Genomic DNA, 24,258 nt, shown 5'->3' on the forward strand with positions numbered 1-24,258 from the left:
ACCGAAATTATTGGTTGCTCTTTTATTTTGCCTTCAAGGGGGGAGATGAAGTTCAGCAGTGAACAGCACCAATAAGGTGCATTTTTTATGATAAATTTAGGAGGGTTTTAGGATGAAGCACAATACGGATACACTTTGGGTATCGATCACGGGCGGTGGAATTTCTTCCATCGCCTATTTACTTGGAGGAATAGATAAGCTACTAATTGCATTTGTCATTCTTATGGTATTGGATTATTTAACAGGTGTAGCTGCTGCTATTTATGATAAAAAGGTTTCGTCAAAATCAGCGTTTAAAGGTCTTATGAAAAAAGGTGCAATGTTTTCTCTGGTTATTGTCGCGACACAGATGGATATAATTCTGGGCAATGAAGGGCAATTTATCCGTTATGCCATGCTGATGTTCTTAATAGGTACTGAAGGTATTAGTTTGATTGAGAATCTTGGCCGACTTGATGTAAAACTACCAAAATTCCTATCTGATAAATTCATTCAATTAAAAGATGATCACGATAAGTTTGTAAAATAAGCTGTCCTCACGGACGGCTTTTTATTGAGGAGGAAAAATGATGCCTTTCGTAAAATTAAATGCCGATGAATTAATATTAATCCTAAAACAATACAATCACACTGAACTGCACGTTCATCACACCTGGAAGCCTAATCACGATAACTTCAACGGGAAAAACCACGAAAGGGTCCAGAAGGGAATGCGTGATTATCATGTACTTACAAACAAATGGGATGATATTGCCCAGCATGTTACCTTGTTTCCTGATGGGACTTTTTTAACAGGCCGTAACTTTGGAAAACAGCCGGTCAGCATTAAGGGTTATAACGGCGGGGGCAATCGGATTCCCTTTGCATGTGAGATGGTCGGGGATTTTGATATCGGAGAGGACAAACTTGAAGGTAAGCAGCTTGATGCCATATTAAAGGTTGCCAAGTTCTTTAATGATCAGAACAAGTATATTCGATTCCACAGGGAGAATGCTCCTTGGAAGTCATGCCCTGGCACTGGTATTGAAAAAGATGAATTCATGGAACAGGTTCGAAACTACGGTAAGCCAGCACAAGTGTATTGGGACGGATCTCCCATGCGAAAAGGACAAATTGGCCGTCTAAGCATTTTAAAGCCAATCAATCTGTGGAAGCGAAATAGCCGAGATGAAATAATATACCATCGGGTACTGCAGCCATGCGAAAACTATCGTGTTTATGGATATGATGAAAAGCATGGTGGCCAGTATGCTGTAGGCGGAGGATATTGGGTTACCAATATGGAGGGCTATGTTAAATATGAGACTCCATCCAAAGCAAAGATGGAGGCATTAAAGAAACTTTAATTAAAAGCCCTTCTCACTCGAGAGGGGCTTAAATATGTTTCCAGGTCCTTCTTCGTACAATATCCGAAACGGTTGGTCTTTTCACGCCATACTTCTTAGCAAGATAGTACTGAGCCTGAGTCTTTCCATGTCCCTCTGATAGCAAATCCTCATATATCTGTCTAATTTTAAGCACTTTTTCCTCTGTTAATTTAGCAACACTATTCTTTTCTCCAAGCTGGGTAAATTTAATTTTTTCTCTGTATTCATCATTTGTTCTTAACTTACATGCCATCTTGCGATCTCTGGTACCCTCAGCATATTTATTTAGATAATCTCCAACAGAGCTAGCTTGGATACCAACTATAGATGCTACCTGCCGAGTAGACAATTTTTCATTGTAATAAAGGCGCTTTATTTCTCTTAACAATTCAGTATTCATTTAATGTAATATCATATGATTGAATTGCTTCAACCATAATTGATTTCTTGAGATAACTTCTTGAAAACTTCCTCGATCTTCAATTTCTTCCTGTGGTAGATTGTTGCATTCAGCATGAATGATTCCTTTCAAGGTACCGTCTAATACAACAACCTCATCTAACTTTAATTGTTCCTTACATATATGACAATGAGGATTTATGTTTTTTGAACTGTTCATTTATATCCCTCCCCATACAATAATTGGCTAAATGCATGAGGAAGTCCTTGTGTCTAATTTGTGAACAAAAGTAAAAAGCCCTTCTCAATTGAGAGGGGCTTAGATCTTAATTAAAAAGGCTAAGTTGTTCTAGATGTTGTTTTTCAGCACCGTTAAGATATTCTGCAAATTGTTGTACAGTAAGTACTTCGACTTCTTTGCTTAGTAATTTGTAGGCTAATTTTTCAAAGTCATTATCCATATCTGTATTATTTATAACTACTTTGATGTTATCTATGCCCATTTCTTTAAAATAGTTTAGATCAAATAAAAATGATTTTATTTCATTATATAATTTATTTTGGTTTTTATAATCAAACGTTAAAGCCTTTATAAGTGCACTTTCCCCATCCAGTGTTAAAGAAAAATCAAAAGGACGTTGTCTGAAAATATTCTGTTCAGAGGGCTTTCTATTTACATTTTTGAACTCATTTGCCGTGAAGAGCTTGGACACTAATCGCTTAACTCTTTCCGCGCTAATTCGGTCTGATTTTTTTTGATCATAATAAAGGTACATGTCATACAAATCCTTGGTATCTTCTTCAATATTAGTGCTATTAAGCATCTTAACATCAGTAAATTGAAGTTGATTTACAAAATAGACTAGTTCGTTTTGAATATAGTCTGGCGTTGGATTTTCTTTGTTAACTGGAAGGGAAGAATTATTAAATTGAACCTCTAGTGACTCTAAAAGGGCTTTAAGAATATCTAATTCAAGCTCATCATCAAAAGCGGTAACCCTGGCTAAATTCCTTGTCTTTTGAAACTTGCTTAAGCCCAGTTCAGGAATATAAGTTAGTATTCCAACATTTATGAACTCTCCTCTGATAATATCGGGAACATATTTACAAATAGAGTAAAAAATTGTTCTAGAATTCAAAGTAATCTCCTCCTTTCCAATCATGACATTGTTCTTTAAGTAAATCTAAAAAACGGTTTATATTCTCAATTCTATACCAAATAAAGTGGTTTAATGCATCCATTTCGCATTTTTTAAGTTCCCATTCAATGGGGATTTGATCAAAGCACGATTTTATGTCTTCTTGACTAATCTGTTGTATTTTTTGTAAAATCTTATTAAATGGATTGTAGCCATTTACGTATTTTAATAAAAGTTTGTAGTTGAGTCCATGGAAATCTCTTACCAAACAGAGATCTTCTTCATGGATTTTTTTAAATTCTATTTCATTCCACAAGGCGCCCAACTTAAATGTATGGCTATGGTCAATAGCTAATAATTTTTTTTCTTTAATATCAATTATTAGATTTCCTGGATTCATTACACGGTCGTTATTATAAATAATTTGGTCAAAAAGGATAATTGAAGGTATATCTTCCTTGTTTTTTACTAAATTTAGTAAGGGAGCTTGGATAGAAGTTTGTCCCCTGGAAACTAATTTACTACCAAAATGCAACCCGGGTTCCACACCTAATTTTTGTAAATCGGGATTTAAGGATAAGGTATCACTGTCAATCCTAATTAGTGAGGCATCTGGTATAGGTATATCAAATAATTTAGCCAGTTTGAAACAGACCATCTCATTTATCAAGATTTTTGATCCATGTTCATTCCCTATTACTTTAACTACATAATATCCGTCAGTAGTTTTCATTAATAGAGGATTTGTTATTCCATTACCCATTTCACGTTCATACTTAATCATATTATATGAAGGCATTGTATAGTGGTTCAAATAATCACCTGCAGTGTCCTGTCCATTTGTAAACATCTAGTGAAATATTATCACAATATATACATTTTGTGACAAAACAGGATAAGAAATGTTCAATTATTTGTTATTAAAAAGGTAAATCATCTTTCTCAATAGGTTTGATTAGATTCACATCTTCTGTGATTTCATTTTTCTCATTCCAGGTAACCTTCTCAATAATCATTTTCCTACAGCCTGTTTCCCTCCATTGTTGCTGGATCCATTCATAAGCGACCACTGCAACTGCAAAATCGGGGTCCTTTTTGAATTCACTATCGCGGACAATAAATTCCGCAGCCCTTAAACCCCTGTTCCCTTCAATGTTCAGTATTGTTTGAATTACCACGTTCATTCTTCTCACCCTGAGTATATTCTATTAGAATTTTATGCATATCTATAATTTGATCATAAAAATATACGATCATACGGACGTCTTCAGGTGTCTTCCCTTTTGCTTTTAGGTCCTCTATAAGTTTTTGCCATTCTTGATTCAAATAAATCACCTCAATAAATTAATAAATACTCAAATAATTCTTTCCGACCCCAAACCGACCCCTTCAGAGCTAATATGAGCAAATAAACATGAGCAGGCAGGAAATAAAAAAAGAGCTAAAAACCTTGAGAACAAAGGGTTTTTAGCTCTTATAATTTTGACGTCCCAGGCGAGATTCGAACTCACGACCTACAGCTTAGGAGGCTGTCGCTCTATCCAGCTGAGCTACTGGGACATGGTGGCATAATTAAATTGTTTGCAATACAAATAAGATTGGCATATCCTGTTTCTTCCTCTGCAGGCCTAAACAAGGAGCAAATGCGTCGAAACAAAGCTACAGGGATGTTTTTCAGTGAAGCTTACGCTTAGCTGAGCTACTGGGACATGGTGGCACTACAAATATTGATATTGGTAACACAGTTACTTATTATAGCCCCTTCATCAAAATTGGTCAATAATTATGCATAAAGTTAAACCGGCCAATAATACATGGCCGGTTTCTGAGCTAACTTGTAAGTTTTTTACGATAAAATCTGGCATATGCCCTTGATCTATCTTTCAGCTTTTTAAGCTGTGATGTCTTCAGTTCAATGATAGGCTGTGCAAATGAAGTAATCAATTTGCTTGAGAGAAGCAAGGTCAGCAGCAGCGATATACCGGCAAGCAGCAGGAAGTTTTCCGGTTTAGTGAAAAAGCCCTGTACCTCACTTTCTCTGAATACCCGAACAAAGAACCCGTGGAGCAGATATACGTAAAGTGTGTTTTTTCCTAAATTAGTAAAGAAATATTGTTTACGCGGCACAAAAGCGAAGAAGCTAAATACCATAATTAAGCTTAGGATATAAAAGCCCAATCTCGTAAAGACTGCCCCAATGGAAGCTGCCCCCATTTCAGTGTATGGCTTCGAGCCAAGCAGCCATTTATAATCCACTTCAGGGTAAAGATAAAAGCCGATAAAGACTACAGCAAAAATAATAAATGCACTAATTCTGAACTTCGGCTGGAATAGAGCATATAAATGCTCTTTCTTTAAATAATATCCCAATAAAAATAAAGGGAAGAAGACAAACGTCCTTGATAAACTTAAATAGTTTGAGATCCAATCAGCATATCCGACAGCAAGCCCTATGATAAAAGCTGCTGCCAGGGAGTAAACCGCTTTATACTTTGCAAAGAATAAAAGCATGATATTCCAGCAGAACATGCTGATCAGGAACCATAATGACCAATGCGGGTTAAAAGGATCCAGCTCAAAGGTGCCTTTATTATATAAAAAGTAATAAAAAACGGAATAAATAACCTGGAAAATGAAATATGGCAGTATAAGCTTTTTGGCAATTTTCTTTATATAGCCTTTTTTATAAAAGCCTTTTGCAAAAAAACCGGATACCAATATAAATGCCGGCATATGGAACGTATAAATCACTTTATATACTGTATAAATTGTCTCATTATCTTCAATAAAAGAGCGGAGCAAATGCCCGAAAACGACAAAGAAGATCAAGATAAACTTAGCATTGTCGAAGTAAAAGTCACGTTGTTTCATATGTCCTCCTCTATTAAAGACCCCCAAAAAATATACTCTCTCTGTCTTTACCCACTTTAACATGAAGCAAACTTCATTTCTCGTGTAAATAGGAGGTTTTATTTACAGAAAAAGTAAATTTAAAAAGTTCTGAAATGACTGTAATATAATTATTAAAACTCTGTTGTATAAAAAAAACGGTAAACCAACTCATATATTATAAGGATGAGAGAACTTTTTGCAAGCCTGTTTCAAAATTTTTGAGCAGATTGTCATTTTTGTTTCAGATAAATGGTAGCAGTTCGTATAGTCTGCCAAGCTTTAAAAAGCTGCGCTCCCAGGAAAGAAATCATAAAGGGAAAAGCCCGGAGAACTGCCAGATTAAAAATAAATTGGGAAAATAATCTTCAAATGTCATTTTTGTTCTATTATAATGAATTGAAAGAATAGTAAAAAAGAATCAGAAATAAACTAGTTCAATTGTTCGCATCCGGTTAAATCACAAAGGGGGAAGTAATTTGAAAGGGGTTAGGAAATTCAAATCAGGAAAGAAGGAACGAAAAGCATCATTCAAGTCTAAAAAGCCTGATATAGGCAAGATTTTTAATAAAATGGCCGGCACAAGCTGGTGGAAGAACCTGAAGCTTGGCCAGAAATATGGAGTTGCGCTTTTTGTGACCATTGGTCTTTTCATAGTTTCAACAGTCCTCACTTTTTTTCTGCTTACAATTGCCAGCTCAAAACTGGATACTGTTAAGGGTTCTGGAGAAAAAGCCATTAAAATTAGTGAATCAGCGGCAACATTTCACCATAAAGGGAGCACGATTGGAAACTTTATCATTGACTCCAATCCTAAACATTTAAAGACATTTGACCAGCTGACAGAGGAATTTAATAAATTAAAGAAGGAAATTTCTCCGGATCTCAACAATGCGAAATCAAAAGACATTTTTAAGCAAATTGATGAAAATGATCAAAAAATCACGAGTTTATTCCATGACGTCATTGAGCCAAAAGTCAAACTTCAGCATGAAAGAGAATATAGGCTTGGGAAATTGCAGGCAGATAATATAATTTCTGAAACGGTTGAAAAATTGAATACCCTTAGCAGCATGATGAAAGAGGACCAGCAAAAGGCTGTATCTTCTGCAAAATCCAGTCTTATTCTAACTTTGATAGTACTTGGCATTTCAATCATCGTTTCTGCTTTCCTTGGAATCGCAAGTATTGTTTTTGTAGGACGTATGATTTCAAAAAAATTAACTTCGATCGTACAGTTTTCAAATGAAATAGCAAAAGGAAACCTCAATGCGGATTCAATGGAATATGAAGGTAATGATGAAGTAGCACAGCTTAGCAGAGCCATGAATTCCATGAAAGTAAAACTGCAGACTATGATTCAGGAAATTAATTCTGTTTCTGGATATGTTACAGAAAGAAGCGGAGAACTGAATATTGCTGCAAATGAAGTGAAAGCAGCCAGTCAGCAGGTTGCTTCAACCATGCAGGAGCTTTCAGGAGGAGCTGAGGATCAGGCTGGCTCTGCAACACGTTTGTCTTTATTGATGGACGAGTACCTGGAAAATGTGAAAGAAGCAGCATTCAGCGGGAATGAAATCAAGAGTGCTTCCACAGAGGTGTTATCTCTTACAGAGGATGGAAACAAGCTTATGAAAGAATCCCAGCAACAAATGGGACTAATTAATCAGATTATGAAGTCGTCTGTGGACAAGGTTAATGGACTGGATGATCAGACCAAACAAATTTCAAAGTTAGTTAAGGTTATAAAGGAAATTGCCGACCAGACCAACCTGCTCGCATTAAACGCAGCAATTGAAGCTGCCAGAGCAGGTGAGCACGGAAGAGGTTTTGCAGTCGTGGCAGATGAGGTCAGGAAACTGGCTGAGCAGGTATCCTTTTCGGTATCAGATATCACCAAGATTGTCGGAGGTATTCAAGCAGAGTCGAACAGTGTAGCTATGTCACTTCAAACAGGCTATGTTCAGGTTGAAAAAGGAACAGAGCAAATTCAACTGACAGGACAAACATTCCAGAAAATTTATGAGGCAGTTAACTCAATGTCCACCAATGTCAGTGACATTTCCCGCAGCCTCGAGCAAGTTTCAATTAATTCTTCACATATGAATCAGTCCATTGGCAATATTGCCGCAGTATCTGAGGAATCTGCTGCAGGCATCGAACAAACGAGTGCATCAATGGCTCAGACTAACCATTCAATGGAGGAAATCTCAGATAATGCACAGTCTCTGTCTGAATTGGCAGAACAATTAGATGAGATGATTGCAAAATTTAAACTGTAAAATCCAGGCATACTCGTGATAGGGTATGCCTCTTCCTTTCTATCCAAAGCCTTAATATAAAAAATTATTTAAGACAGTTTTCCCTGAGATTTAAAGGTTTTACTCTAATTTTGTAGAAATATTTAATTAATTGCAAATCCCAATAGGAGGAAATAGAGTGGTCATTATGAATCAGGAAATCAGGAGACTCTATGCCAGGATTGAGACTTTGGAAAAGGAAAATAACATATTGGCTAACGGCAATTCGCCTGGATATAACCTATTCTCTCACTCAAAAGATGGAATTTTAATTTTTGACAGCGAGGAGAAAATAGTTGATGTCAATCCATCATTTGCTGAAAGCATAAAGATGGATAAACAGCAGCTGATAGGCAGGAACCTGTGTGAAATCGTGCCGGAAAATAAGCATTTCAAGCTTGAAAAGCAAAAGGAACTGTTGAAAAGAAGTAAAAGTGTCAGGGGCATACTTCCAGTATATAACGGCAGCAGAAGTATTATAGAGTTTGATTTTACTACCAGCACCCTTAATGAGAGCGGTCTTTATATGTGTATATTAAGAGATGTCACAAATAAGCGGCTCCTTGAACGGAAAGTAAAAAAGAATGAAGAGCTGTATGCTGACCTATTTATAGAAGCCCTGGATGGAATCATTTTTTGGTGCGGGAATGGTGAAATCATTGATGCTAATGAGGCTGCTTGCCGAATTTTTGAATGTACACATGATGAACTAATCAAAAAAAAGGTAAAAGATTTTGTTTATGAAAAATCGGAAAGGTACAGAAACATTGTTAAAGAGATGTTCATAAAGGGCTCAATAAGGGATGAGCTTGTTTTTCTTATGCCAAATGGCCAGTTCAAATCGTTGGAGTTTACTGTGAAATTGAACTCTGTTGAAGGCTACCATATGACAATCTTCAGAAATGTCAGTGAGCGTCATGCCATGGAAAAAAGCCTAAGGGAAAGCGAACAAAAATTTCGCATGATATTTGAAGGGGCTCTTGAAGGTATTATCCTCTGGAACGATCAGTTTCAAATAGTCGATATTAATCAATCGGGCCAGAGAATGCTGCAGATGACAAAGGAGGATCTTATCGGAGCGTCACTGCATAGTATTTTGAATGACTGCAATATAACAGATGATGAATTAATAGAGCAGATAAGAAACATACACTCTGAGGGGCAATCAGACGGAAACCTTTCTATTACTTTAAAAACAGGCAGAAAGAAATTTTTCGAGTTTTCCAACAAGCTGAATATTTTTTCTAATATCAGTATGACGACTTTTAAAGATATAACTGAGAAGCTGGAAATGGAAGAACAGCTTCGGAAATCAGATACATTGAATGTCATTGGAGAATTGGCAGCAGGGATTGCACATGAGATCAGAAATCCGATGACGGCTCTTAAAGGCTTTATACAGCTTTTGGAAGGCAGTGTAAAAGAAGATCATACGATGTATTTCAATGTGATCACTACTGAGCTCAGCAGGATTGATTCAATTATTAATGAATTTCTTATTCTCGCTAAGCCTCAAGCTGTCAAATTTGTAGAAAAGGACATATCACAAATCATGAAAGAAACAGTCGATCTCCTTAGTGCCCAGGCTGTGCTGCACAATGTTCAATTCAGAACTTATTATGAACAGAATATGCCCATGGTTTTCTGTGAATCCAATCAAATGAAAAAGGTCTTTATCAATATTATAAAAAATGCAATTGAAGTCATGCCTAAAGGCGGATATATTACAGTATCCATTCGAAAAGAATGTGATCATAAAGTTCACATATCCATAAGGGATGAAGGAACAGGAATTCCTGCCCATAAAATAAAAAAGCTTGGTGAGCCTTTCTATACTACAAAGGAAAGAGGCACTGGACTTGGTTTAATGGTTACATATAAAATTATTGAAGAACATAAGGGAACAATTGAAGTGGAAAGCAAATTGGGTGAAGGAACTGTTTTCCACATCTATTTACCCGTATTATAAAGGCGGTAATGAAAATGACAGGCAGAGTTTATTCTAAAAAAATGACACCGGCTGGCGACATTTACATCGTAGCAGAAAATGGAATCCTTTTGGCTTTATACATGGGGGAAGCTGATTTTCTGGAAGGGGAAGAGGTCTTATCCCTGCAATTTGATCCCTCTGACTCTGTGATCAAAAAGTGTACTCTCCAGCTTGAAGAATACTTCGGAGGACATAGGAAGGAGTTTGATATTCCAATAGAGCCCAATGGAACTGAATTTCAAAAAGCAGTATGGAAAGAGCTTTGTCTCATCCCCTTTGGCCAGACAAGAAGCTATCAGGACATTGCTGTTAAAATAGGGAAAGATAAAGCTGTTCGGGCTATTGGACAGGCAAATAAGGCCAATTGCCTTCCAATCATTATTCCTTGTCATCGTGTTATCGGCAAGAATAAATCTTTAACCGGGTATGCAGGCAGCAGGACAGAAATTAAAGAAATATTATTATCCCTTGAAGGGGCCAATTATGCTAAATAGTTATTAAATCACCCTTTTAAGGTGATTTTTTTTTGGGATTTTTCAAATTCTGTTGACGAAATGAATTACATTCGATTAATATCTAATTAGATATTAATCGAAATGAGGCGCGCATTTATGCAATTAAATCGTTTAGTAGCTTTTTATAAGACAATGGGAGACCCTACCAGAATCCGGATTGTTTTTCTCCTTGCTAAAGGGCCGCTGCATGGCCAGGCGATTGCCGGAAAGCTTGGATTAACCCCGCCTACTATTACGCATCACCTAAATAAACTGCGGGAAATAAACCTTGTTTATCAAAGGAGAGATAAAAATACTGTTTATTTTTATCTGAATGAATCCGTCCTGAAACACCAGTCAGGAGTACTTGCAAAATTGGCAGACAAAGAGGAGGTTAAAAAAATGGAGGAACAAAATTCAGAAAACCAGAAGGTTATTGAAAATTTCTTTACCAGAGATGGAAAGCTGAAGAATATTCCAGCCCAGAGAAAGAAGAAACTCATGGTTTTTGAACATTTAATTAAAGGCTTGAAAATGGGAAAAAAATATGAAGAAAAAGAGCTTAACGAATACATCAAACAATATCATGAAGACTATGCCACTATACGCAGAGAATTCATAATTAACCATTATATGTACCGCGAAAATGGCATTTACGAATTAAACCCTCAAGAAATGTGGGCGAAAATAGAAGGGTAAGCAGGGGCCCTGATAAGGTCCCCTGCAAAGTCATCAGCGGTAAAAATCCGGTTTGCGGTCCTCAAAAATCGGAATTAAGCTGCGGACTTCCTTCACTTTATCCAGGTCAATTTCTGCATGCAGGATTTCTTCAGTTTCAGAGCCTTCAGCAACCACATCCCCCCAAGGGTCTATAATCATCGAATGGCCAGCAAAGACATTATCAGGATCAGAGCCGGAACGGTTGCATGCAATAACGTAGCACTGGTTTTCAATGGCACGTGCAATCAAAAGCGCACGCCAATGAGAAAGCCGGGCCAATGGCCATTGTGCTACTACAAATAAAGCTTCTGCCCCTTCCGCTGTATGGGTCCGCACCCACTCAGGAAAACGGATATCATAACAAATCATGCCTGCAAACTTCCTATTGTCCAGAGAAAACCCTCCCTTGGCTGACCCTCCTTTCAAATAGAGATGCTCATTCATAAGCTTGAATAAGTGCAGCTTGCTGTATTCTTGTAAAAGGTCACCATTACGGTCTAGAATCAGCAAAGTATTGTAAATGCCCTCAGGTGTTTTCTTTGCAACAGAACCGCCAATCAGATGGACCTTGTTTTTTTGAGCGATCTCTTTCAAAAAAGCCAGTGCAAAGGCAGCATCCTGATCAGCTATTTCTTCTAATCTGGTCAAATCATAGCCTGTCGTCCAAAGCTCCGGAAGAACCAAAACGTCCGGATTAGACTTAAGCGCTTTATTAATCATGGCTTCGGCCGCTATAAAATTCTTCTCAGGTTTTCCAAAGGCTATGTCCATTTGCAAACAGGCAATCTTTAATTTCATTTAACTCCCCCGCAATCATCTTTTCTATATGTTATGATTAATCCGATAGATAGAAATCTTCTAAATATTACTTTACAACTTACCATTTACGTTATATCATTTGTGACTATATTTTCAATCATTTTTTTAAGCAGGTGAACAATTTGATTAATTATCCGCAATCAGAACTATTAAAAAGTCTGCCAAAACAGTTTTTTGCCTCTTTGACAGCTAAGGTGGGGAAAAAGCTTGAACAGGGTCATGATGTCATTAATCTGGGACAGGGAAATCCTGATCTTCCTACCCCTGAGCATATTGTCAAGCGGCTTCAAAGTGCAGCCGAAAACCCTCAAAACCATAAGTACTCTCCTTTTCAGGGTTACCCGTATTTAAAAAAGGCAGCAGCTGACTTTTATAAAAGGGAATATGATGTGGAATTGGACCCGGATACTGAAATAGCTATCCTTTTTGGAGGCAAAGCAGGACTTGTTGAAATCCCTCAATGCCTTTTAAATCCCGGGGACAGCGTATTGGTTCCGGACCCGGGATATCCTGATTATTGGTCAGGAGTTGCACTGGCTAAAGCAAAAATGGTGACAATGCCCCTGAGAGAAGAAAATAACTTTTTGCCTGTATACAGTGATTTGTCAGCTGAGGAGCTTAATTCAGCCAAATTGATGTTTCTTAATTATCCAAATAACCCTACTGGAGCAGTGGCAAACAAAGAGTTTTTTCAGGAAACAGTTGAATTGAGCCGAAGCCATGGCATTGGCATCGTTCATGATTTTGCATATGGCGGAATCGGATTTGACGGAAAAAGACCTGTAAGTTTTCTTCAGGCAGAAGGCGCAAAAGAGGTCGGAATTGAAATTTATACTCTTTCAAAGACCTTTAATATGGCTGGCTGGAGAGTAGGGTTTGCCGCAGGAAATGCAAGCGTTATTGCAGCACTGAACCTGATGCAGGACCACCTTTACGTCAGCTTGTTTGGAGCTGTTCAGGAAGCTGCAGCAGCAGCTCTGTCAGGCTCCCAGGATTGTGTAAAAGAGCTGAATTCGATCTACGAATCCAGACGAAATACATTCATTTCCGGTCTCAGGGAAATTGGGTGGGATGTACAAGCTCCTCAAGGCTCCTTTTTTGCATGGCTCAAGGTCCCGGAATCATTTACATCTGAAGAGTTTTCTGAGTATCTCCTGGAGAAAGCGCATATTGCAGTTGCACCCGGCAACGGATTCGGCCAGTTTGGAGAAGGATTTGTGAGAGCCGGTTTGCTGACATCTGAAGAAAGACTTAAAGAAGCGGTGGGGAGAATACAAAAATTAAACCTATTTTAATTTTTTCAATAATTCAATTGACAAAAGTATTTAGCACTGTCATAATTCTAATTAAATTTCTAAATTAACTGAATAATAGATTTCGTTTTCTTATTAAGAGCAGGCGGAGGGACTAGCCCTATGAAGCCCGGCAACCGACTTATACTTAAGCACGGTGCTAAATCTTGCAGCTTATAGCTGAAAGATAAGAAGATGTTAGATTGCTATGCTAACCTCTTCTTATTTGAAGAGGTTTTTTATTTTTCTTATTCTTTGATATTGAAAGGAAGAAAATTCATGAGTGAAATTATTGCAGCGTACCTCATACATGATGAAAAACATAATCCTGAGAAAAAAGCGGAGGAGATCGCTTTAGGTTTAACGGTGGGATCATGGACCCATCTGCCCGAGCTTGAAAAGCAGCAGCTGGAGAAGCATAAAGGCAGGGTCGTTTCTGTTGAAACCTTTACAAAAGATGCAGAAAGCAAGGAAACAGCTGCGATCATTAAAATCGCCTATCCTGCTGTTAATTTTAGTCCGGATTTACCGGCAATCTTAACAACAGTCTTTGGGAAACTGTCACTGGACGGAAAGATTAAACTGCTGGATTTACAGTTTTCCAATGAATTAAAAAGTTTTTTCCCCGGACCTCGATTTGGGATTGAAGGGCTGAGGGGAAAACTGAATGTATATGACAGGCCTCTTCTGATGAGCATCTTCAAAGGAGTGCTCGGCAAAGATATGGATTATTTGACTTCACAGCTGCGTGAACAGGCCATGGGCGGCATAGACCTTGTAAAAGACGATGAAATTTTATTTGAAAACAGCCTCACTCCGTTAGAAGCTCGGATAAAAGAAGGAAAAAAGGTGTTAAGACAGGTTTATGAGGAAACGGGCCATCGGACGTTATATGCTGTTAATTTAACAGGCAGATCGTTTGAATTAAAAGATAAGGCAAGAAAGGCATCCAGTCTTGGGGCGGATCTTCTACTCTTCAATGTATTCTCTTATGGGCTCGATGTATTGCAGTCTTTAAGAGAAGATAATGAGATTGGACTGCCTATCATGGCGCATCCTGCAGTTAGCGGAGCCCTTTCGGCTTCAAGTATTTATGGAATCTCTTATCCTTTGCTTTTAGGCAAACTGCTCAGGTATGCAGGAGCTGACTTGTCTCTTTTCCCATCACCTTATGGGTCAGTTGCCCTCGAAAAAACTCAGGCACTATCCATTGCGGATAGCCTGAAAGCGGATGATTTCTGCAAAAGAACTTTTCCGGTTCCCTCAGCCGGCATCCATCCGGGTTTAGTACCTTTGCTATTCGAAGACTTTGGAATAGACAGTGTAATCAATGCCGGAGGGGGCGTACACGGGCATCCGGAAGGGGCAAGAGGAGGCGGTCTGGCATTCCGCCAGGCGATTGATTTGACTTTAAAGGGAGCTTCTTTGGGTGATGCTCCATCAGACTTTTCTGAATTGAAAAGAGCGATTGATTTATGGGGGTACAAAGAGGTGGCTGTAAAGAATGGCTAAAATAGCAGTTTTTTGCGACTTTGATGGAACTATTACCGAAAAAGATAACATCATCAATATTATGAAGCATTTTGCTCCCTCCCAATGGGAAGGGATAAAAAATCAAGTTCTGCAGCAGGAAATTTCTATTAAGGAGGGAGTAGGAAAGATGTTTTCCCTTCTCCCAAGCAATCTGAAAGGTGATCTCACTGATTTCGTCTTAGAAAATGCAAGAATAAGAGAGGGGTTTCAGCCATTTGCCGATTATCTGGCAGAAGAAGATATACCTCTTTATATAGTAAGCGGGGGAATAGATTTTTTTGTGGCTCCCGTTCTGGATAAATATGGACCCTTTGAAGCAGTGTTCTGCAATAGTTCTGATTTTAGCGGCGATACAATAAAAATCTTGTGGCCCCATAGCTGTGATGAAAAATGCGATAATAATTGCGGCTGCTGCAAGCCTTCCATTATGAGGAAATTAGAGGCTGAGGACACATTGAAAGTGGTAATCGGTGATTCAATAACCGACCTTGAGGCTGCAAAACAGGCAGATTTTGTTATAGCAAGAGACCTGCTTCTGAAAAAAAGCAAAGAGTTGAACCTTAATCATAACTCCTTTGAAACATTCTATGATTGCATTGAGGTCTTAAAAAAATTAAATGAGGTGAGGGTATGAGCAGACTTGAGGAAAGATGGAATGAGCTTGGAGATATTAAAGACGAGCTCGCTGAAAGGGACTGGTTCATGGGAACGAGCGGAAATCTCGCGATTAAGGTGAGCGCAGATCCGCTTCAATTCCTTGTAACAGCAAGCGGGAAGGATAAACGGAAACGCACTGATGAAGACTTTCTCCTTGTGGATGAATTTGGCCGGCCGGTGGGATCCACCCATCTTAAGCCATCCGCTGAAACACTTCTGCATACTGAAATATACAAAAGAACAAAAGCTGAATGCAGTCTTCATGTACATACAATTGATAATAATGTCATCTCAGAAATTTATGGTGATCAAGAGGCAGTAACATTTAAAGGACAAGAGCTCATAAAAGCATTTGATAAGTGGGAGGAAGATGCTGTTTTAAGGATTCCGATTATTCCTAATTATGCACACATTCCTGCTCTGGCAAAATGTTTTTCTTCCCATATACATGAAGATTCAGGTGCAATTTTAATAAGGAATCACGGAATTACAGTATGGGGCAAATCTTCCTTTGAGGCTAAAAAGATTCTTGAGGCTTCAGAATTTCTGTTTCGCTATCAGCTAAGGCTTTTGGAACATAGAGTCAGTCAGCTATCAAAAGTAGTGTAATTCACAAGCTCTTAAACAATTCGGAAAATGATTTTAATAGAGAGGGTTGATTAATTTGGCATATATCATACTGAAAAATTCAAAAAAAGAAATCAGGAACCAGGAGGAGGTTGCTTCTTTTCTGGAAGAACAGGAGGTTATCTATGAGCAGTGGCCAATAGATAAATTGCCTGAAAATCTCCAGGAGAGATACTTGCTTTCCGATGATGAAAAGCAAGAGATACTCGATACTTTTGCAGCAGAAATTAAGGATATTTCTGAAAGAAGAGGATACAAGGCTCAAGATGTGATCTCCCTTTCAGAGAATACGCCTAATTTGGAACAGCTTCTTCAAAGTTTCCAGCAGGAACACCATCATACAGACGATGAGGTGAGATTTATTGTCAGCGGCCATGGGGTTTTTATTATACAAGGAAAAGATGGGGAATTCTTTGAAGTGTTCCTGAATCCTGGCGATTTAATATCCGTCCCTGAAAATATCCGTCATTATTTTACTCTGCAGGATGATAGAAAGGTAGTTGCCATCCGGATTTTTGTATCTGCAGAAGGATGGGTGCCAATATATGAAGAAGAGGAAGTTCATCAATAATTATTTGACCCATTGCTGCGGCTTTGGGTTTTTTATTTTCTTGCTATAGCACTTGGATATTTTTTACACGACCAGGTCTTGAAAATTTTTATCAAATACTGCTGATTTCACTAGTTTTTTATTAGCAGAAGGTGTCGAAACAGCGTGAGGGTAAAGTGAAATTAGTGTCGATTAAAATAAATTTGGAAAAAGATTGTCTAATATTGCGAATCTATTTACATTTATAGAAATTCTTGTAATAATGCTTCAAGTAGACACATTTATATCGGATAAAAGGGATAGGATTAGGAGGAAGAAAGTTGCGCAATAAAAGAATACAGCTGCTGACTGAAATTCAGCAAAAAAGAGAAAAAATGATAGAAACGTCCAGAAAAAACGGAATGGCGAGCCAGGAAACGATTCGCTGCAGCCAGGAACTCGATCAATTGATTTTTGAATATCAATGCGTCATTAAACGGGAGAAGGAACAAAAGAAAAGAATGAGAGTTTCATTCAGGCAAATGATTCTATCCTGGAAGAAAGCAGTTGTATAATTTAAATAACTGAGCATATTTATTGATCATATATAACAAGAAAGTCAAAAAGGATCCGTGGAGGGTTCTTTTTTTTTTTTGAAAGGTAAGAAAGTATAAAATTTTGAACGTCGATAACTGTCTAGCTCCAGCGCCTACCCCCTCGAGGTCACAAGCCAATCCTCCCAAAAAGGCAAAGAACGCCTTTCCGGGAGGCTCGTCTTGTGCTTGTCGGGGTGGGCAAGGCGCTTGCGCTTTTCTTACAGTTCGCCGCTATTCTAGCAATAAACATATTAATTCATTAAAGAAGTACTATGCCTGTTTAGAGAATCATATATCGTAATACAAAGCTTTTTTTATCACTTAAAGTAATCAATACTCATACAAGCTTTAAGTTAAGAGGAGGGAATTTAAAAAATGCACATAGTTGTGTGTGTCAAGCAAGTCCCAGATACAAAAATTATTAAAATTAATCCGAAGACCAATACTCTTGACCGGCGCAGTGCTCCTGCCATTTTAAACCCTTATGACGCCCATGCAGTGCAGGAAGCAGTGAAAATAACAAAGACCTTAGGAAAAGGCACTATATCGGTTTTATCCATGGGGCCTCCACAGGCTGTTGCTGTTATTAAGAAAAGCATTGAAATTGGAGCAGACCGCGGTTTTTTAATTTCGGACCGTGCATTTGCCGGTGCCGACACATTGGCAACAAGCTATGCCTTGTCTAAAGCATTAGAACGTATTTCAAAAGATATGCCTGTGGATTTAATTCTATGCGGAAAGCATGCCATTGATGGAGATACCGGTCAGGTTGGGCCAGGCATCGCAAGGCGGCTGGATATTCCGCCTGTCACCAATGTGATCGAGGTAGCCGAAGTTAATGAAAGTGAAAAGACGATTGTTATCAAAAGGAAAATCACGAACGGATATGAATTAATTCAAGCTCAAATCCCTTGTCTTCTGACCGTTGAAAAAGAGATTAATAGCATAGAATATTCCCCTATGCCTAATATGATAAAAGCTGCCAGATATGAGCCGGTTATCTGGTCTGTTAATGATCTTGAAGAAGTGGATCGGACACAGCTTGGATTGAAGGGATCTCCTACGATAGTGGGTAAAATGTTTACCCCGCCAAAGCCGGAAGGCGGAAAAAGGCTGGAAGGGAATGCAGACGAACAGATTCAGCAGCTGATGGAGCTTCTTAATGATAAAAAAGAGCTGTTTGCAGGCAAATAACAGTAATAAATGGGGGGATTTGCATGATGGATGAATACAGGGGAGTATGGGTATTCATAGAACAAAATGATGGGAGAATTGAAGGGGTTTCCCTTGAATTGCTAGGTGCAGGCAGAAGGCTGGCAGATAAGCTTGTAGTGCCTCTTTCCGGCGTATTGCTTGGATATGAAATAAAGTCTTTAAGCCGGGAGGTCATCTCATATGGTGCTGATCAGGTTTATGTAATCGACCACGAAGTAATGAAGGATTACAGGACAGAATCTTATATGAAGGCAGTTATCAATCTTGCAGAAAAGTATAAACCTGAAATATTTCTCTATGGGGCTACCTCCAATGGTAAAGATTTAGCCAGCGCAGTGGCCACAGATCTCAGTACTGGATTGACAGCGGATACAACCATGCTTGATGTAGAAGTGGAAAAGAGGCTGCTTGAAGCAAGCCGTCCGGCATTTGGAGGAAATATAATGGCAACTATCCTCTGCAAAAAACACCGGCCGCAGATGGCTACTGTCCGCCCTAAGGTTATGAAGGCAATGGAGCCGGATCCTGATAGGCATGGTGAGGTTATAGAGGAACCGATTACGCTGAAAGAAGATGATATGCGCACAAAGGTGATTAAAATTGTGAAAGATGTCACAAAAAAAGTGAATTTAGCTGAAGCCCATGTTGTCGTTGCAGGCGGAAAAGGGATGGGTGATCTTCAAAACTTCCAGCTGATCCATGAGCTGGCTGACACCATTGGAGCGACCGTAGGTGGTACAAGGGATGTAGTGGAGGCAGGATGGCTTCCGCATGAACAGCAGGTGGGGCAGACAGGAGAAACCATTACACCAAAGATCTATTTTGCTATTGGGATTTCAGGGGCAATTCAGCATGTTGTAGGCATGAAGAATTCAGAGTTTATTATTGCGATTAACAAGGATCCACAAGCCCCTATATTCGATGTAGCAACTTACGGTATTGTTGGTGATGCACTTGAAATTGTTCCGAAGCTGATTAAAGAGTTCAAGGAAGCGAGAGAAAGAGGGGGTGAAATGAGCTATGTCTGAAAAGTTTGATGTCATTGTGGTCGGGGCTGGGCCTGCAGGAACTTCCTGTGCTTACACCTGCGCTAAAAACGGCCTAAAAGTCCTGCAAATCGAAAGAGGAGAATATCCGGGCAGCAAAAATGTAATGGGCGGAGTGTTGTATCGTAAGCAAATGGAAGACATCATCCCGGAGTTTTGGAAGGAAGCACCACTCGAACGGCCTGTCATAGAACAGCGTTTCTGGATGATGGATAAAGAATCGGCTGTGAGTTTTGGCTATAAAGGTCTTGAGTGGGGAAAGGAACCATATAATAATTTTACAGTGCTCCGGGCGCCATTTGACCAATGGTTTGCAAAGAAAGGGGTTGAGCAGGGCGTTTTATTAATAAATGAGACGGTCGTACTTGAGTGTCTGACTGAAAATGGAAAAGTGGTTGGTGTAAGAACTGACCGTCCTGATGGAGAGATATATGCAGATGTAGTGGTTTTAGCAGATGGTGTGAACTCGCTGCTGGCAAAGCAGCTTGGCTACCATAAAGAATTTCGCCCTGATGAAGTGGCGCTGACAGTAATGGAAGTCATTAATCTTTCTAAAGACAAAATTAATGACCGGTTTAACCTGGAAGACAACCAGGGCTGTACGATTGAAATTTTCGGGGACTCCACAAAAGGCAATCTCGGAACAGCTTTCATTTACACCAATAAAGATAGTGTCAATATTGGTGTGGGAACAACGCTGTCAAGCATGATCAAGGCAAAGCTTAAGCCATATGACCTGCTGGACTATTTAAAAACACACCCTATGGTAAGACCCTTAATTGAAGGGGGAGAGTCCGCTGAATATCTGGCCCATTTGATTCCTGAAGGAGGCTACCATTCGGTGCCGAAAGTGGCCGGAAATGGTGTTCTTCTTGCAGGTGATGCGGCACAGCTTGTTAATGCCATTCACCGCGAAGGCTCCAATATGGCCATGGCTTCCGGAACATTGGCTGCAGAAACCATCATTGCCGCCAAAGAGCGGGGTGATTATAGCGAAACCAGCTTGAATCAATACAGGGAAAAATTGTATCAAAGCTTTATTATTAAGGATCTGGAAAAATATAAAGATGCGGCTCACACGTTTGAACACTACCCGCAGTATTTTAAGGAATATGTTCCGATGCTGAACAGGGCAGCGAACAAATTCTTTACTGTTGATGGGACTCCGAAGAAAGATAAGCAGAAGGAAATTATGAAGAGCTTCACCAGTGAACGCGGGACTATTCGTGTGCTTCAAGACATGTACAGGGCATGGAAGGCGGTGAAATAATGTCAACGAAAACGATCGAAGAAAAGCAATATTTAGTTCGTTTTAAGGCAGATACAAAATCACATCTTACCGTATTGGATCATGATATCTGTATGACAAAATGCCCCGATAAAATATGCACCATTTTCTGCCCGGCTGAGGTCTATAAGTGGGAAGGGCTGAGAATGCAGGTCGGTTACGAAGGTTGTCACGAGTGCGGCAGCTGCAGGATAGGATGCCCGTATCAGAATATTAAATGGGAATATCCGAAAGGCGGCCATGGAATAGTATTCAGGCTTGCATAAATCAGCCCTTCAGGATCATACAAAAACCGGCCATCGAATTGGCCGGTTTTGAAAAGGGGGGTATGAAAAAGGCTCTATCTTTCGGTACATGTACATTATAAGCTTGAAATATTAAAAAACTGTTAACAAGATATATATAAACTGTGAATTCTAGAATGATTTTCTAAGCTGACGCGTTAATGCTTTTGAGTGATAGTGCTTTAGTAACTTAATTTTTTATGCAGAATTTGTTAAACTGAATGTGGTCGAACTTTTATAGTTGACCCCCTATAATCTGGAGAGCTTAGTTTGTCTAGGCTCTTTTTTTATTGTATTAAGAGTTGAATTTTTATTGGACGAGATTAGAAGTAGAATTTACCTATATGTATGTTATTTCACATGCGAGGGTAAAAAAAGATGGAGCGAAGGAGAAATGTTTTCTTGAGGCTAGCTGATTTTTTCTTGTCTATTTAAAAAACTGAACTTGCAGCCTTGGACATTGGCTTCAATTTCTCTGGCGTGTTCAAAAGCTTTATGGATGCATTCATGTAGGGATGACGAATAGAGTACTTCATTCCATGAAAAACTTCCTTCTGAATCTGATGGATAAATGGTTACTTTCCAGCAATAATACTCTTTTTCCTGTTCTTTAAGCTGTCCTTCCAGAGCGATGAGCCAATGGGTTTTCCCGGTGGAAAGGAATGAGTCAGCTGAATTGGCCGGAATAAGGCATTTTTGATAAAATTCATAATAGGTTGGCATGTGCATTTTTTATCCCTCCTAACAATTTACGGTTTAGCTGCTCCGATATAAAGATAACTTACCTTTATTATATGGTAAAAAACGAGAAGATTGCACAAAATTATTTAAATTTTTAGAAAATTTTTTGAGATACAGAAAGTGATGGGCATCACAACAATCCTTCCTGCCATTTCTTATACTGAACCTATAATAGATAGGAGGGGTTTAGGGATGGAAGGCTGTATGAGTTCCATGATGGGAAATGGTCCAATCATTCTTAGCAAAGGACTGAAACAGCTGAAAGAGGAGCATCCTCCTCTTTTGGCAATGCTTGAAGAGGTTCTTTATATCACAATTAAAATGGAGGAATCTCCAGACAGAGCTCTTTTCGAAAAGTTAACTGAACAAGTGCAAAATTTCTGCAGTATGCTTGATCCCCATTCAGAAAGGGAGGAAGGCGTGCTTTTCCGCATGATGGAACAATACCTGGGAAAAGGAACAGGACCTATCGCTGTTATGGAGTATGAGCATGATCAGGCTAAAAGCTGTATTAAAGCCTTCTTAAGAGCAGCGGAAGGAATAGAGCATTTGTCTGAAAAAGAAATGGCCGAACACTCCGGGTTAATAAAAAAGGCATACTACACTCTGACACAGCATTTTTCTAAAGAAGAAAACGTTCTTTTTCCTATGGCAGAAAACCTTCTTAATGAACACGAAAAAGATGAGCTTTATATTAAAATTCAGCAAATATAAAGAGGAGGCAGCGCCTCCTCTTATAAAAAAATTAGAAAGTATCAATTAAACTTCGAGAAATGTCTAGCTTCAGCGCCTACCCCCTCGAGGTCACAAGCCTGTCTGGTTGCGGCTCCTAGGGACTCGGAGTCATAAGATTTCCTTTCTAGAAGGAAGAACGCCTTCTAACAGGAACTGTCATATGCCTGAGGCCCGCAGGACAAGGAAGGCTTCGTCAGCATAATCATCTCACGACCAAAAGCGGCAGCTTTTAGGAGGACGTGGCGTTCTTAGTCTGCGTTTCTTAGAGGACAAGGCACTTACGCTTTTCTTATTTATTCCATTCGGAAATCCTTTCATCCGGGGGAAGCAATAATGTCAGTAATCCTAAAACGGGAAGAAACCCTGTTAATATAATCATATTAGCCAGACCAAGAGTGTCGGCTAAATAGCCCAAAGCAACGGAGCCTATTGCGCCCATGCCAAATGCCAGCCCTACTGTCAGTCCAGCCATGGTGCCGATTTTGCCGGGAACGAGTTCCTGGGCGTATACAACTGTCACAGAAAAACTTGACATAAGTATAAATCCACCCGCCACCAGCATGATAAATGCAATAGCGGAAGGCACGAATGGAATCAGGATGGAAAGTGGAACAGTCAGGATCATTGAAAGAAAAATAATCTGTTTCTTTCCAAACCGATCTGCGAGCGGTCCGCCAAAAAACGTACCCAGCGCACCTGATACTAAAAATGCAAATAAGAAGAGCTGTGCCTGACTTATGGAGAAAGAATATTTTTCTATTGCATAAAAAGCATAGAAATTTGTCATCCCGGAAATATACCATGAACGCGCGAATATCAAAAAAAGAACCAGAAGGAGGGCTCCCCACACCTTTTTAGAAATTCTTTTGTTTTGACGGGCACCTGAACCTTTCCGCGGTGCAGAGGCGGTCAGTTCCTGCTGAAGACGTCCTGTATACCAAAATGCAATATAAACCAGCAGGCCAACTGCAATTGCCGCAACTCCAGTAAACCAGGCAGCCCCTATTTGGCCAAGAGGAACGAGTATGAGGGCTGTGATGATGGGAGCCAGTGCCTGTCCGGTATTTCCCCCAACTTGATAAATTGATTGAGCAAGTCCTCTGCGCTGTCCAGCTGCCATATATGCTACCCTGGAACCTTCAGGATGGAACACAGCCGAACCCAAACCAATGAAGAGAACTGAAAGAATGATCCATTTATAATCGGGAGCAAATGCCAGGCCTAATACACCAAATAAAGTTGAGGTGAGGCCGATTGGCAATGCAAAAGGGAAGGGTTTTTTATCAGTGGCCATCCCAATGACAGGCTGCATGATGGAAGAAACCATATTTAACGAAAAAGCAATCATTCCCAGCTGTGAGTAGGTCAGTCCCATAGATTTTTCCAAAATCGGAAACATAGCTGGGATAACGGATTGGATGGAATCATTCAATAGGTGGCAAAGCCCAATGATGAATAATATCCGATAGGCTGTTTTCTGCTGCGGATCAGAGTTTGGATTGATTGTAGCAGCGGTAGCACTCATAATGTAAGTCTCCTTCTTTCTGAACATTTCGTGAAGCTAAATATAGTGTACCTTATTCGCGAGTCTATCAAAA

The 24,258-nt window shown here is 39.3% G+C and carries 26 protein-coding genes, 1 tRNA gene and 1 riboswitch; of the genes, 17 read left to right on the plus strand and 10 right to left on the minus strand.

Features of this window, described 5'->3' with window-relative positions; translation table 11 throughout:
• Positions 1-112 precede the first annotated feature (112 nt).
• Together PBF_RS06125 and PBF_RS24875 are read left to right on the plus strand one after the other, a co-directional pair.
• On the plus strand, positions 113-529 hold the full coding sequence (locus tag PBF_RS06125) for a phage holin family protein (RefSeq protein WP_035328437.1): 417 nt from the start codon (positions 113-115) through the stop codon (positions 527-529).
• A 37-nt stretch (positions 530-566) separates the two neighbouring features.
• A complete protein-coding gene (locus PBF_RS24875) occupies positions 567-1,346 on the plus strand; it encodes an N-acetylmuramoyl-L-alanine amidase (protein WP_081757235.1) in 780 nt (259 codons plus the stop codon).
• A 28-nt stretch (positions 1,347-1,374) separates the two neighbouring features.
• Here PBF_RS24875 and PBF_RS06135 read toward each other — a convergent pair whose 3' ends face one another.
• The 7 genes from PBF_RS06135 to PBF_RS06165 all read right to left on the minus strand — a co-directional run bounded on the left by PBF_RS06135 (position 1,375) and on the right by PBF_RS06165 (position 5,776).
• Positions 1,375-1,767 carry a hypothetical protein gene (locus PBF_RS06135; RefSeq protein ID WP_035328439.1) on the minus strand — a complete coding sequence of 131 codons (393 nt, stop codon included), beginning with the start codon at positions 1,765-1,767 and terminating at the stop codon, positions 1,375-1,377.
• Complete coding sequence (locus PBF_RS06140; RefSeq protein ID WP_035328441.1) at positions 1,768-1,986, minus strand: hypothetical protein; 219 nt, start codon at positions 1,984-1,986, stop codon at positions 1,768-1,770.
• A 106-nt stretch (positions 1,987-2,092) separates the two neighbouring features.
• Complete coding sequence (locus tag PBF_RS06145) at positions 2,093-2,905, minus strand: DUF3037 domain-containing protein (protein WP_035328444.1); 813 nt, start codon at positions 2,903-2,905, stop codon at positions 2,093-2,095.
• Positions 2,895-3,719: a HipA family kinase gene (locus PBF_RS24880; RefSeq protein WP_152539668.1), complete on the minus strand. Its 825-nt coding sequence runs from the start codon at positions 3,717-3,719 to the stop codon at positions 2,895-2,897. Before PBF_RS24880 ends, PBF_RS06145 begins: the two co-directional genes overlap by 11 nt.
• A 106-nt stretch (positions 3,720-3,825) precedes the next feature.
• Positions 3,826-4,089, minus strand: coding sequence for a hypothetical protein (locus PBF_RS06155; protein WP_035328446.1), 264 nt, complete (start codon positions 4,087-4,089; stop codon positions 3,826-3,828).
• A gap of 302 nt (positions 4,090-4,391) precedes the next feature.
• Positions 4,392-4,465, minus strand: a tRNA-Arg gene (locus PBF_RS06160).
• A 270-nt stretch (positions 4,466-4,735) separates the two neighbouring features.
• A complete protein-coding gene (locus PBF_RS06165) occupies positions 4,736-5,776 on the minus strand; it encodes an acyltransferase family protein (protein ID WP_035328449.1) in 1,041 nt (346 codons plus the stop codon).
• Between the two features lie 497 nt (positions 5,777-6,273).
• On the opposite strand from PBF_RS06165, the gene PBF_RS06170 reads away from it, so the two are divergent.
• The 4 genes from PBF_RS06170 (at position 6,274) to PBF_RS06185 (ending at position 11,277) form a co-directional block, all read left to right on the plus strand.
• Positions 6,274-8,076, plus strand: a complete 1,803-nt coding sequence (locus PBF_RS06170) for a methyl-accepting chemotaxis protein (RefSeq protein WP_035328451.1) — start codon at positions 6,274-6,276, stop codon at positions 8,074-8,076.
• A 157-nt stretch (positions 8,077-8,233) separates the two neighbouring features.
• Entirely contained in the window at positions 8,234-10,063 is a 1,830-nt protein-coding gene (locus PBF_RS06175; protein WP_035328453.1) for a PAS domain-containing sensor histidine kinase, read from the plus strand.
• Positions 10,064-10,077: 14 nt separating this feature from the next.
• Complete coding sequence (locus tag PBF_RS06180; RefSeq protein WP_035328455.1) at positions 10,078-10,578, plus strand: methylated-DNA--[protein]-cysteine S-methyltransferase; 501 nt, start codon at positions 10,078-10,080, stop codon at positions 10,576-10,578.
• Positions 10,579-10,695: 117 nt separating this feature from the next.
• Positions 10,696-11,277: a metalloregulator ArsR/SmtB family transcription factor gene (locus PBF_RS06185; protein ID WP_035328457.1), complete on the plus strand. Its 582-nt coding sequence runs from the start codon at positions 10,696-10,698 to the stop codon at positions 11,275-11,277.
• 33 nt (positions 11,278-11,310) lie between these two features.
• Here PBF_RS06185 and PBF_RS06190 read toward each other — a convergent pair whose 3' ends face one another.
• Positions 11,311-12,096, minus strand: a complete 786-nt coding sequence (locus tag PBF_RS06190) for a carbon-nitrogen family hydrolase (RefSeq protein ID WP_035328459.1) — start codon at positions 12,094-12,096, stop codon at positions 11,311-11,313.
• Between the two features lie 143 nt (positions 12,097-12,239).
• On the opposite strand from PBF_RS06190, the gene PBF_RS06195 reads away from it, so the two are divergent.
• The 10 genes from PBF_RS06195 to PBF_RS06240 all read left to right on the plus strand — a co-directional run bounded on the left by PBF_RS06195 (position 12,240) and on the right by PBF_RS06240 (position 21,166).
• On the plus strand, positions 12,240-13,412 hold the full coding sequence (locus PBF_RS06195) for a pyridoxal phosphate-dependent aminotransferase (protein ID WP_035328461.1): 1,173 nt from the start codon (positions 12,240-12,242) through the stop codon (positions 13,410-13,412).
• A gap of 87 nt (positions 13,413-13,499) precedes the next feature.
• Positions 13,500-13,603: riboswitch (SAM riboswitch) on the plus strand.
• Between the two features lie 85 nt (positions 13,604-13,688).
• Entirely contained in the window at positions 13,689-14,921 is a 1,233-nt protein-coding gene (locus PBF_RS06200; RefSeq protein WP_035328463.1) for a 2,3-diketo-5-methylthiopentyl-1-phosphate enolase, read from the plus strand.
• Positions 14,914-15,576: a 2-hydroxy-3-keto-5-methylthiopentenyl-1-phosphate phosphatase gene (locus PBF_RS06205; protein ID WP_035328465.1), complete on the plus strand. Its 663-nt coding sequence runs from the start codon at positions 14,914-14,916 to the stop codon at positions 15,574-15,576. Before PBF_RS06200 ends, PBF_RS06205 begins: the two co-directional genes overlap by 8 nt.
• Positions 15,573-16,208, plus strand: coding sequence for a methylthioribulose 1-phosphate dehydratase (locus PBF_RS06210; RefSeq protein ID WP_035328467.1), 636 nt, complete (start codon positions 15,573-15,575; stop codon positions 16,206-16,208). Before PBF_RS06205 ends, PBF_RS06210 begins: the two co-directional genes overlap by 4 nt.
• A 55-nt stretch (positions 16,209-16,263) precedes the next feature.
• On the plus strand, positions 16,264-16,797 hold the full coding sequence (locus PBF_RS06215; protein WP_051488823.1) for a 1,2-dihydroxy-3-keto-5-methylthiopentene dioxygenase: 534 nt from the start codon (positions 16,264-16,266) through the stop codon (positions 16,795-16,797).
• 299 nt (positions 16,798-17,096) lie between these two features.
• The gene (locus PBF_RS06220; RefSeq protein WP_035328468.1) at positions 17,097-17,330 is read left to right on the plus strand and encodes an aspartyl-phosphate phosphatase Spo0E family protein; all 234 of its coding nucleotides are present in this window, start codon (positions 17,097-17,099) and stop codon (positions 17,328-17,330) included.
• Positions 17,331-17,726: 396 nt separating this feature from the next.
• The gene (locus PBF_RS06225; protein ID WP_035328470.1) at positions 17,727-18,545 is read left to right on the plus strand and encodes an electron transfer flavoprotein subunit beta/FixA family protein; all 819 of its coding nucleotides are present in this window, start codon (positions 17,727-17,729) and stop codon (positions 18,543-18,545) included.
• 23 nt (positions 18,546-18,568) lie between these two features.
• Positions 18,569-19,594: an electron transfer flavoprotein subunit alpha/FixB family protein gene (locus PBF_RS06230; RefSeq protein WP_035328472.1), complete on the plus strand. Its 1,026-nt coding sequence runs from the start codon at positions 18,569-18,571 to the stop codon at positions 19,592-19,594.
• Positions 19,587-20,882 carry an FAD-dependent oxidoreductase gene (locus PBF_RS06235; protein WP_035328474.1) on the plus strand — a complete coding sequence of 432 codons (1,296 nt, stop codon included), beginning with the start codon at positions 19,587-19,589 and terminating at the stop codon, positions 20,880-20,882. Before PBF_RS06230 ends, PBF_RS06235 begins: the two co-directional genes overlap by 8 nt.
• Positions 20,882-21,166 (plus strand): ferredoxin family protein, encoded by a 285-nt coding sequence (locus PBF_RS06240; RefSeq protein WP_019381639.1) that lies wholly within the window; start codon positions 20,882-20,884, stop codon positions 21,164-21,166. The genes PBF_RS06235 and PBF_RS06240 overlap by 1 nt, the downstream gene beginning before the upstream one ends.
• Before the next feature lie 426 nt (positions 21,167-21,592).
• Here the strand turns inward: PBF_RS06240 and PBF_RS06245 are convergent, their stop codons facing one another.
• Complete coding sequence (locus PBF_RS06245) at positions 21,593-21,913, minus strand: hypothetical protein (RefSeq protein WP_035328477.1); 321 nt, start codon at positions 21,911-21,913, stop codon at positions 21,593-21,595.
• 204 nt (positions 21,914-22,117) lie between these two features.
• Between PBF_RS06245 and PBF_RS06250 the strand changes: the two genes are divergently transcribed.
• Positions 22,118-22,639 (plus strand): hemerythrin domain-containing protein, encoded by a 522-nt coding sequence (locus PBF_RS06250; RefSeq protein WP_051488824.1) that lies wholly within the window; start codon positions 22,118-22,120, stop codon positions 22,637-22,639.
• A 310-nt stretch (positions 22,640-22,949) separates the two neighbouring features.
• Here the strand turns inward: PBF_RS06250 and PBF_RS06255 are convergent, their stop codons facing one another.
• Positions 22,950-24,185, minus strand: a complete 1,236-nt coding sequence (locus PBF_RS06255; RefSeq protein WP_035328479.1) for an MFS transporter — start codon at positions 24,183-24,185, stop codon at positions 22,950-22,952.
• Between the last annotated feature and the right edge of the window lie 73 nt (positions 24,186-24,258).

It is taken from the genome of Cytobacillus firmus DS1 (assembly GCF_000565285.1).
GTDB classification, from domain to species: Bacteria; Bacillota; Bacilli; order Bacillales; family Cytobacillaceae; genus Cytobacillus; species Cytobacillus firmus_A.

Coding starts and splice junctions, on each gene's coding strand:
- PBF_RS06245 (WP_035328477.1), bottom strand. CDS start 21,913: ATGCACATGCCAACCTATTATGAATTTTATCAAAAATGCCTTATTCCG.
- PBF_RS06190 (WP_035328459.1), bottom strand. CDS start 12,096: ATGAAATTAAAGATTGCCTGTTTGCAAATGGACATAGCCTTTGGAAAA.
- PBF_RS06230 (WP_035328472.1), top strand. CDS start 18,569: ATGATGGATGAATACAGGGGAGTATGGGTATTCATAGAACAAAATGAT.
- PBF_RS06225 (WP_035328470.1), top strand. CDS start 17,727: ATGCACATAGTTGTGTGTGTCAAGCAAGTCCCAGATACAAAAATTATT.
- PBF_RS06185 (WP_035328457.1), top strand. CDS start 10,696: ATGCAATTAAATCGTTTAGTAGCTTTTTATAAGACAATGGGAGACCCT.
- PBF_RS06135 (WP_035328439.1), bottom strand. CDS start 1,767: ATGAATACTGAATTGTTAAGAGAAATAAAGCGCCTTTATTACAATGAA.
- PBF_RS06210 (WP_035328467.1), top strand. CDS start 15,573: ATGAGCAGACTTGAGGAAAGATGGAATGAGCTTGGAGATATTAAAGAC.
- PBF_RS06165 (WP_035328449.1), bottom strand. CDS start 5,776: ATGAAACAACGTGACTTTTACTTCGACAATGCTAAGTTTATCTTGATC.
- PBF_RS06205 (WP_035328465.1), top strand. CDS start 14,914: ATGGCTAAAATAGCAGTTTTTTGCGACTTTGATGGAACTATTACCGAA.
- PBF_RS06240 (WP_019381639.1), top strand. CDS start 20,882: ATGTCAACGAAAACGATCGAAGAAAAGCAATATTTAGTTCGTTTTAAG.
- PBF_RS06140 (WP_035328441.1), bottom strand. CDS start 1,986: ATGAACAGTTCAAAAAACATAAATCCTCATTGTCATATATGTAAGGAA.
- PBF_RS24875 (WP_081757235.1), top strand. CDS start 567: ATGATGCCTTTCGTAAAATTAAATGCCGATGAATTAATATTAATCCTA.
- PBF_RS06235 (WP_035328474.1), top strand. CDS start 19,587: ATGTCTGAAAAGTTTGATGTCATTGTGGTCGGGGCTGGGCCTGCAGGA.
- PBF_RS06125 (WP_035328437.1), top strand. CDS start 113: ATGAAGCACAATACGGATACACTTTGGGTATCGATCACGGGCGGTGGA.
- PBF_RS06250 (WP_051488824.1), top strand. CDS start 22,118: ATGGAAGGCTGTATGAGTTCCATGATGGGAAATGGTCCAATCATTCTT.
- PBF_RS06180 (WP_035328455.1), top strand. CDS start 10,078: ATGACAGGCAGAGTTTATTCTAAAAAAATGACACCGGCTGGCGACATT.
- PBF_RS06200 (WP_035328463.1), top strand. CDS start 13,689: ATGAGTGAAATTATTGCAGCGTACCTCATACATGATGAAAAACATAAT.
- PBF_RS06155 (WP_035328446.1), bottom strand. CDS start 4,089: ATGAACGTGGTAATTCAAACAATACTGAACATTGAAGGGAACAGGGGT.
- PBF_RS06255 (WP_035328479.1), bottom strand. CDS start 24,185: ATGAGTGCTACCGCTGCTACAATCAATCCAAACTCTGATCCGCAGCAG.